Source organism: Candidatus Eisenbacteria bacterium (assembly GCA_016867715.1).
Classification (GTDB): Bacteria; Orphanbacterota; Orphanbacteria; order Orphanbacterales; family Orphanbacteraceae; genus VGIW01.
The window spans coordinates 1-8403 of record VGIW01000118.1 but is presented as its reverse complement, the minus strand read 5'-3'; the positions used below and the strand labels follow the sequence as shown (position 1 = coordinate 8403).

Here is an 8403-nt window from a genome sequence, read left to right as displayed (position 1 = left end):
TCGACGCGAACGACTCGGTTCTTCCTTGAAGGTTCACGTTTCGGACGGCGCGATCCCCGGCGCGGACGGAGACTCGCCGGTCGACGATCGCATCGCGCGCGATCGACGTCTCGACCCGCTCCGAAAGGTATTCGTAGTCCTCGAGGTCGAGCGCCGGGTTCCGGCGGACCGCCTGAAGAAACGCGTCGAAATCGGTGAGGAGATCGAAGAAATCGAAGCGGCTCACCGTGACCACGTTCGATCCCTCGGCGGCGATCTCCTCGCGCGCGTAGGTGTCGATCCCCCCGAGGAGCGAGACGACGGCGATCACCGCCATGGTCCCCACGATGTTGCCGAGCAGCGTCAGGAAGGTGCGGAGCTTGTTCTCGCGGAGCGCGGCGAGCGCGATCCGGATCCCCTCGAGGGTCACTTCTTCTTCTTCTTCTCGTTGTCTTTCTTCTCGGCGATGCGCACGCGGTCCTCGTCCTCGAGATCGCGGATCGCCTCGAAGCCTCCGGAGACGACCGTGTCCCCTTCGGCGAGGCCGGAGAGGACCTCGAAGAAGCGGTCGCCCGCGATTCCGGTTTCGGCCGGAACGAAATGGGCGCGCCCGCTGCGCACGACGAACACGCCTTCCTTCTCCTCTTCGCGGAGGCGCACGGTCGGATCATCGTCGAGAACCTCATCTTTGTTCTTGTCGTTCTCCCCGCCGACCCGCCGGATCGTGAGCGACTGCATCGGAACGGAGAGCGCGTTCTCCCTCTCCGCCACGACGATGTCCGCCGTCGCGGAGAGGCCCGGCTTCGCTCCGGGGACCGGATCCGTGAGCGTGACGACCACCTTGAAGTCGACCGACTCGCTCGCCTGTAGGGAGCGGATCGCGCTGTTTCCGATCTCAGTGACCGATCCCTGGAAGCGTTCGTTCGGGTACGAATCGATCGCGACGAAGGCCGGCATGCCGAGGCGGATCTCGACGACGTCCGTCTCGTCCACCTCCACCTCCGCCTCGAGCTCCGAGAGGTCGGCGATCGTAAGGAGCACGGTTCCCGGGTTGTTCATCGTCCCGACGATCGCCGTTTCCCCCTTCTCGACGTTCAGCTCGACCACCACGCCGCTCATCGGGGCGCGGATCGTCGTGAGCCCGAGGTCGTGCTCCGCGTTCCCGAGGGCCGCTTCCTGCTGCCGGAGCAGGCCGCGAGCCGCCTCGAGGCGCGCCGCGGCGACCTCGCGCTCCGTCTCCGCGCGGAGAAGGTCCTGGGGAGAGGCGAGATCGTTCGCGTGAAGGTCGCGGAGGCGCGTCTCCTCGAGCTCCGCCTGGCGGAGCGTCGCGCGCGCGAGCTCGACGTCCGCGCGCGCGGAGGCGGCCGCCGCGAGAAGGCGCTCGACCGCCTGCCGGTGCGGCACCGCGTCAATCTGGAGAAGCGTGTCTCCCGCCCGCACCTCGTCCCCTTCCCGCACCGCGACCTCGACCACCGTTCCCATCTGGCTCGCGGAGACCTGGACCATCCGCTTCGCCTTGATCGAGCCGGAGGCGGTCACCACGGACTTGATGTTTCGGGTGCGAACGGTTTCGATTTCAACCGCTGTGCGCCCGCCGCGCTCGCGGCGGAGGTTGACGACGACGAGAATCGCGGCGACGAGGAGGACCCCGGCGCCGATGAGGATGCGTTTCTTCTTGGAGACCATCGCGGTTCACCCTGGGGCCGGTGCTTCCGGTCCTCTTCCCGTCTATTCTAACGCCGGGGCTCTTCGTGGCAAGGGTTATTGCACCGGATGCTTGCCGTCTCTGGGAGGCCGCGAGGAGCGACCGGTCGAGCGGGCTCGATCTCGTAAGGCCGAACCAGCGAGTTCTCGCCCTGCCGGCGAGGGAACCGCAAGGCTCCCCTCCGGTCGGCGGATCTGCGGAAGGATGGACCGGTGGCGGAAGGGCCGCGGCCACAACAACCACGGCGCGACGACGCACTCGCGCCGTGCTACCGAAAGAGCGCCTTGATCGCACCCCAAGACGCCGGCTCGATCGACGTCTCCTCGCAGGAGAACGTCGGGTCCATGAGAAGGTTCACGGGGCCAAGTTGGTCCGCAAAAGTCTGAGGAGGACAGTACGGATTCCACGCGACGCCGTAATACATGGAGCGCGCCACCGTGGTGGCGGGCGCACATCCCTTCTCCTGGTTCTTCTGGTTGTTGTCCGTGACGAGATAGGGGCGACCTCCCCAGTCGAGCGATGCCGTGAGAACCACGACATCGTCCTCCGTCGAGCCAAGGCCGGGATAGTAGTTCCAACGCTCGACGGGATCTTGCCTCGCCAGGGTTCCGATCGCGGAACCCGCCTTGCAGAACTGGCTGTCGGTCCGAAACAACCGATAGGTGACCGTGTAGTTGTAACCGGGCTGGGTCTGGATCCAGTACCACCAGAAGCCCAGGTTCGTACACTCCGTTCCCGGAACCTTGTCGCATTTCGCAGGCAGATCAAAGACCACGCCTGCCTCCTCCGTCGGCGCCCCCCAGCCCCAAGCCCAATGATACCCCGAGCAGATGTTGTAATAGACGATCGGGCAAACGTTCCGGCCCACCGCATCCTCTGCGTGAGGAACCACGCCGCTCATCTCCCACCGCCCCGGCAGATCCGCGGAAACCGCCGCGCACCAACCGACGATCGCAAGAACGACGCCGACCCCAACCGCCATTCGAACTCCTTCTCCCCGTTGGGACCGGAGGACCGTCCACGGAGCGTTCTTCCGATTCGCACTCATGTGCCCCGTCCTCGCTCACTCCTCTTGATCGTCTCTCTCTACGGATCGGACCTCGCTTCCTTCTCGCGATCCCTGCGCTCCCACGTCCGATCCCGCGCTTTCAAGAACGGTGTCGCCCGGTTCCACCTTCAGGCTGTCCGGTCCGTTCGTGGCGTTGGAATCGAGATCGGCCACGATCGAAGGATCGGCAAAGGCGCCGCTGAATCCGAAGAGGACAACCACGCAGGGCAGGATGGGGAAGAGCGCGCGCATCGGAAGCCTCCCTCCGCGCCGCAAACCCGAATTCGAGACGATGGCCGTCACCCAGGCTTGGTTCTCGTGCGAGGGTTCGCGATCGGCGGATCTTCGGGCAACCTGATCTCAGGCTAGCTGAGATCGATCGAGGCGTCAATGGGTCGGAGGTTCTCCGCTCTCGCGAGCTCCTCGCGATCCTGTATAGGTCACCTTTGTCGCGGCTTTCCGTGGGGCGCGTGGACGGCACGCGATTCTCCACGCCGCTCACGCGAGCAGCCGAGGGTGCGATGTTCCCGATCCGCCCCGATCTATCGCGCCAAGGAAGACGGATCGACTCGACAATGGGATCCGGGGAGGGTTCATCTATCGCAGGGCGATGTGGGGAACGTCTTCCGGACGGAACGCGCGGAAGATCGAGTAGAGCGGGTCAAGCCGGCGCGCCGTGAGCCCGATCGATCGGTGCACCTCGCCGGTCGCGAGGGCGACGGAGACGAAGTAGCTTCGTTGGGGGAAGGCGCTCTCGAAGAGCTTCACGTCCCGCACGCCCTCGAGGGGGACGACGCAAGTCCGCGCGAGAGGAGGCGGATAGCGGAACGCGACCGAACCCTCGACGATTTGGAGGGACGAGAAGCGCGTCGCGGTGAGCCAGAGAAGCGTGCCGACCGAGGCGGCTGTGAGGAGAAGGATGCGCGGCGCGTGGGATCCACGCGGCGCGCCGAGGCGTTTCGCGAGCCCGCACGCGACGAGATGGGCGAGGGGCGGAAGGAGAAGCGCGATGATCCAGAGCGCGGCGAGCTCGTTCCTTCCGAGGACCGTGATCTCCACTGCGCTCTCCTAGACGACCGGGTCGGAGACCGGGTACGTCCGCGCGAGAATCCGGCGCACCTTGAGGACGAGCTCGGAGAGGTCGAACGGCTTCGCGATGTAGTCGTCGCCGCCGAGCTTCATCCCCTTCAGCTTGCTCTCCGCCGCGGTCTTGGCGGATAGGAAGAGGAAGGGGACGCGGCGGGTCTTGTAGTACGTGCGGATGCGCCGACAGAGCTCGTAGCCGTCCACTCCGGGCATCATGATGTCCGAAATGATGAGGTCGGGAACGATCTCGAGGATCTTTCGCGTGGCGTCCTCGCCGCTCGATGCGGTCAGGACGTGAAACCCCTCCATCTGCAGGCAATAGGCGAGCGAGGCAACGATCGCCGGCTCGTCGTCGACCACGAGGATCGTGTGCTGGGTCATCTTGTCTTCCTCCGCCGCGAGAGGCGGCCCCCGCGGAGAAGCCGCCGGCATCTCTCCCCACGTATCGACACGGGGCGGGGGATTCTTGACCGGGGCACGCTTGGCCTACGAGGGGACACGCGGTACAATCCGCGCGGGATTCGATCGACACGTGACGGAGGCGACACGGATCTCGGCATTCGCGGGAAGCCGGCGCTCGGGGCCAATACGGTACCTGATACCTTTCCCATCGATGGGGAATATCCCGCGCAGCCAACAATTTGCCGCACAAGAGGATGGGGCGGGAGGTATCGGATACCGAGTGGGCGGATGAAAGGGCCTGAGGTGCCGAATGTAGAGAAAAGGTATCCGATACCGCTCCCCTTCGTGGCCTTCGATGTCGAGACCACGGGGCTGCACGCGCTGTGCGATCGGATCGTCGAGGTTGGTGCGGTCCGCTTCGGGTTCGAGGGAGCGGGAGAGGCGTTCGAGTCTCTCGTGAACCCGGGATGCCGGATCCCGCCGGAAGTGTCCGCCCTGCACGGGATCTCGGACGACGACGTGGCGGACGCGCCCGCGTTCGCCGATCTCTCGGGCGATCTTCTTCGCTTTCTGGAAGGGGGGGTGCTCGTCGCGCACAACGCTCCCTTCGACGCGTCCTTCCTTCTCAGCGAGTGCCACCGGGCCGAGGCCTGCGTGCCCTCTCTGCACGTGTTCGATTCCTGCCGGCTCGCGCGCGCGGCTTTTCCCGGGCTTCCGAGCTACTCGCTCGACGCCTTGGTCGGAGCGTTCTCGATCGAGCGAGGGCGGGGGCATCGCGCCCTTCCGGACGCAGCGGCGTCGGCGGATCTCTTTCTCCGGTCGATCCGCGCGCTCGGCGTGCGGGACGCGGGGGACCTTCCCCGCCTGTACGACGCCGTGGGCGCGCCTCTTCCGCTCCGCGCGCTCGGCTTCGATCCGGAGCCGGAGCTCCCTACGGAGCACGCCCCGATCGCCGACGCGCTGGCGCGCGGAACTTCCGTTCGCATCCTCTACGAAGACCGTTTCGGAAAGAAATCGCGCCGCACGGTGAGGCCTCTTCGCGTCGTGTCGGTCCAAGGCTGCCTGATGATGGAGGCGCATTGTCTTCTTCGCGGCGGCACGCGCTGCTTCCGTCTCGATCGCGTGCGCGAGTTCGATCCCTGACCGTTCAGGGATCCCGTCCCGCTTTCCAATCGTCTTGACCTCTTGCGAACGCCGGGATACATGTTGCCAGCGGCGGGTGTTCGGGTTCCGGATCCGGCGCGTTCCGCGTGCTCGCGGAAGGACGAGGGCTCCCCATGGTCGGCCAGACCGTCTCCCACTACCGCATCCTCGATCGGCTCGGGGAGGGGGGGATGGGGGTCGTCTACAAGGCCGAGGATCTCAAGCTCGGGCGGATCGTCGCGCTCAAGTTCCTCCCGCCGGCCCTCACCCGCGACGAGGAAGCGAAGACCCGCTTCGTGCAAGAGGCACGGGCCGCCTCCGCGCTCGACCATCCCTCGATCTGCACGATCCACGAGATCGACACGACCGCCGCCGGCGAGCTCTTCATCTGCATGGCCCTCTACGAGGGGGAGACGCTTCGAAGCCGCATCCGGCGCGGGTCGCTTCCGGTCGACGAGGCGAGCCGCATCGCCCGCCAGGTCGCCGAGGGGCTCGCGAAGGCGCATGGGGGGGGCGTCGTCCACCGCGACATCAAACCGGAAAACATCTTCCTGACGAAGGACGGCCAGGCGAAGATCCTCGACTTCGGGCTCGCGAAGCTCGGCGCCGCGTCGAACCTGACCCAGGTCGGCACGACGGTCGGCACGATCGCCTACATGTCTCCCGAGCAGGCGCGCGGCGAGGAGGTCGACGCGCGGACCGACATCTGGTCGCTCGGGGTCGTGCTCTACGAGATGCTCGCCGGCCGCGCGCCGTTCCGGAGCGACTACGAGCAAGCCGTCATTTATTCAATCCTCAACGAAGATCCGCAGGCGCTCGAGGAGGCCCGTCCGGACGTTCCGATCGAGGTCGCCCTGATCGCGGTGCGCTGCATCCAGAAGGAACCCGGTCTTCGGTTTTCCTCCGCGGAGGAGCTCGCCGCCGCGCTCCGCTCGCCCGACACGGCGGATAGGACCGCCGCACGTCCGGCCGCGGAAGCTCGGGGGGGAGGGAGGGGGGTTCGCGTTCCGCTTCTTCTCGCCGCCGCCGTTCTTCTCGCGGTCGCGGCCGGCCTCGTCGCGGTGCGCCTCCCCTCGATGCGCTCCGCCGCTCCGAAGCGTCCGATGCTCGTCGTGCTCCCGCTCGAGAACCGGGGGCCGGCCGAGGACGAGTACTTCGCCGACGGGATCACGGACGCGATCACGGCGCGCCTCGCCGGGATCCACGGCCTCGGCGTTCTCTCCCGGCAGAGCGCGATGCAGTACAAGAGGAGCGACAAGACGGTCCGCGCGATCGGCGAGGAGCTCGGGGCGGACTACGTTCTCGAGGGGACGATCCAGCGCGAGCGCCCCGCCGATCCGAAGAGCCCCCTTCGGGTGACCCCGAGCCTCATTCGGGTCTCGGACGACACGAGCATCTGGGCGGATCACTACGACGTCGAGATGACGGAGGTCTTCCGCGTGCAGTCGGAGATCGCCGAGCACGTGGCGCGAAAGCTCGACATCGCCCTCCTCGAGCCGGAGCGGCGGAACGTGCAGTCGAAGCCGACGGAGAGCCTCGAGGCGTACGAGTACTACCTCCGCGGGGGCGATGCCTACCGCAGGCGGCTCACGGAAGAGGACAGCCGGAACGCGATCGCGCTGTTCGAAAAGGCGGTGGCGATCGATTCCGGATTCGCGGTCGCGTGGGCGGCTCTCGCCCGCGCGCGGATCTGGATCAAGTGGAACTACGGCCACGAGGCGGAGCTCGCCGGAGCGGAGCAGGCCGCGGGAGAGGCCGAGCGGCTTGCGCCCGACCTCCCGGAAACGCACATGGCTCTCGGCGAGCTTCATTACTATGGAAGACGCGACTTCGCGCGGGCGCTCGTGCACTTTCAGACGGTCCAGAGAGGGCGGCCGAACGAGGTGGAGGCGATCTCCGCGATCGGATGGATCCGCCGCCGGCAGGGGGATTGGGACGGGGCGGTCGCCGATCTCCGGATGGCCCTCGAGCTCTCCCCGCGCGATCCGACCCTGAACCACACGCTCGGGCAGAGCTTGGTCCGCATCGGCCGCCACGCCGACGCGGAGATCGCTCTCGATCGAGCGATCGCGCTTGAACCGGAAATTGTTTACCCGTACATCGACAAGGCGCTTCTCTATCTCGAATGGGACGGGAGCACGGAGCGGGCCGGGCGCGTTCTCGAGGACGTGATCGCGCACATCCCGGCCTCGGAGTTCCTCGGCCCGACACCGCTCTTCCTCATCCGCGTGATCCCGGGGCCTTTCGAGAGGGTGTGCGGATCGCTCCGCCTCGACACGCCGGGGGTCGACACCGCCTCCGACTCCGCCTACTGCCTCCTCTATAAGGCCGAGATGTGCGCCTTGAGGAACGAGACGGTGACGTCGCGTTCGCGGGCCGACTCGGCGCGAACGATCATCGAGCGAAGCCTTCGGAGACAACCCGGATCTTCGTACCTCCGCGGTCTGCTCGCGCTCGCCTACGCCGGGCTCGGGGAGCGGGAGGCGGCTCTTCGCGAGGGGAAGACGGCCATCGATCTCCTTCCGGTCGATAGGGACGCGGTGAGCGGACCCTACCGGGTCGAGGAGTACGCGCAAGTTTGCATGAAGGTGGGCGCCTACGATCAGGCGATCGACGAGATCGAGCGGCTCGTCTCGATCCCATCGCGGATTACGCCGGTTGTTCTCCGCCTCGATCCTCTTTGGGGTCCCCTTCGCGAGCGCCCGCGGTTCGCGAGCATCGTGAACCGTCCCCCAGCGAGCTAGCCTGGATCATGCACACGTTTCCTACTGCGGCCGCGGATCTCCCTTCGCGCTTCCGCGCTCCGGGAGCTTCCTCGGCGACCCGTCCCTCCGGGACGGGTGCCCGCCTCGGTCGCGCGAGAAGACGCCTACGAAGCCTCTCTTCCGTCGCCGCTTCCTCATCAGGGACCCGTGGCGCGCTTGGACCTTGTCGCGACGGCTACGAGCGACAAGTCCTAGCGCGCCGGGGGGGCCGAGACTACGATTCCGGGAGCGGCTCGTCCAGGTCGGCCTCTCGGCACGCGCTCCGCGACCTCGCG

At 66.9% G+C, this 8403-nt stretch carries 8 protein-coding genes; 2 read left to right on the top strand and 6 right to left on the bottom strand.

What is annotated here, in order from left to right:
* The 6 genes from FJY73_13330 to FJY73_13305 form a co-directional block, all read right to left on the bottom strand.
* The coding region (locus tag FJY73_13330) for an ABC transporter permease (GenBank protein ID MBM3321638.1) at nucleotides 1-409 on the bottom strand (409 nt) is incomplete at its 3' end.
* Nucleotides 406-1665 carry an efflux RND transporter periplasmic adaptor subunit gene (locus FJY73_13325; GenBank protein ID MBM3321637.1) on the bottom strand — a complete coding sequence of 420 codons (1260 nt, stop codon included), beginning with the start codon at nucleotides 1663-1665 and terminating at the stop codon, nucleotides 406-408. The genes FJY73_13330 and FJY73_13325, both read right to left, overlap by 4 nt.
* A gap of 287 nt (nucleotides 1666-1952) precedes the next feature.
* Complete coding sequence (locus FJY73_13320; protein ID MBM3321636.1) at nucleotides 1953-2666, bottom strand: hypothetical protein; 714 nt, start codon at nucleotides 2664-2666, stop codon at nucleotides 1953-1955.
* Between the two features lie 81 nt (nucleotides 2667-2747).
* The gene (locus tag FJY73_13315; protein ID MBM3321635.1) at nucleotides 2748-2984 is read right to left on the bottom strand and encodes a hypothetical protein; all 237 of its coding nucleotides are present in this window, start codon (nucleotides 2982-2984) and stop codon (nucleotides 2748-2750) included.
* A 345-nt stretch (nucleotides 2985-3329) separates the two neighbouring features.
* On the bottom strand, nucleotides 3330-3791 hold the full coding sequence (locus tag FJY73_13310) for a hypothetical protein (GenBank protein ID MBM3321634.1): 462 nt from the start codon (nucleotides 3789-3791) through the stop codon (nucleotides 3330-3332).
* A gap of 9 nt (nucleotides 3792-3800) precedes the next feature.
* Nucleotides 3801-4199 carry a response regulator gene (locus FJY73_13305; GenBank protein ID MBM3321633.1) on the bottom strand — a complete coding sequence of 133 codons (399 nt, stop codon included), beginning with the start codon at nucleotides 4197-4199 and terminating at the stop codon, nucleotides 3801-3803.
* A 309-nt stretch (nucleotides 4200-4508) separates the two neighbouring features.
* Between FJY73_13305 and FJY73_13300 the strand changes: the two genes are divergently transcribed.
* Together FJY73_13300 and FJY73_13295 are read left to right on the top strand one after the other, a co-directional pair.
* The gene (locus tag FJY73_13300; protein ID MBM3321632.1) at nucleotides 4509-5363 is read left to right on the top strand and encodes a WYL domain-containing protein; all 855 of its coding nucleotides are present in this window, start codon (nucleotides 4509-4511) and stop codon (nucleotides 5361-5363) included.
* A gap of 134 nt (nucleotides 5364-5497) precedes the next feature.
* Complete coding sequence (locus FJY73_13295) at nucleotides 5498-8107, top strand: protein kinase (GenBank protein ID MBM3321631.1); 2610 nt, start codon at nucleotides 5498-5500, stop codon at nucleotides 8105-8107.
* Nucleotides 8108-8403: the final 296 nt, after the last annotated feature.

What these genes read in the sequence shown, in the direction of transcription:
- FJY73_13325 (MBM3321637.1), bottom strand. Translation starts at nt 1,665, where the DNA reads ATGGTCTCCAAGAAGAAACGCATCCTCATCGGCGCCGGGGTCCTCCTC.
- FJY73_13320 (MBM3321636.1), bottom strand. Translation starts at nt 2,666, where the DNA reads ATGGCGGTTGGGGTCGGCGTCGTTCTTGCGATCGTCGGTTGGTGCGCG.
- FJY73_13315 (MBM3321635.1), bottom strand. Translation starts at nt 2,984, where the DNA reads ATGCGCGCGCTCTTCCCCATCCTGCCCTGCGTGGTTGTCCTCTTCGGA.
- FJY73_13305 (MBM3321633.1), bottom strand. Translation starts at nt 4,199, where the DNA reads ATGACCCAGCACACGATCCTCGTGGTCGACGACGAGCCGGCGATCGTT.
- FJY73_13300 (MBM3321632.1), top strand. Translation starts at nt 4,509, where the DNA reads ATGAAAGGGCCTGAGGTGCCGAATGTAGAGAAAAGGTATCCGATACCG.
- FJY73_13295 (MBM3321631.1), top strand. Translation starts at nt 5,498, where the DNA reads ATGGTCGGCCAGACCGTCTCCCACTACCGCATCCTCGATCGGCTCGGG.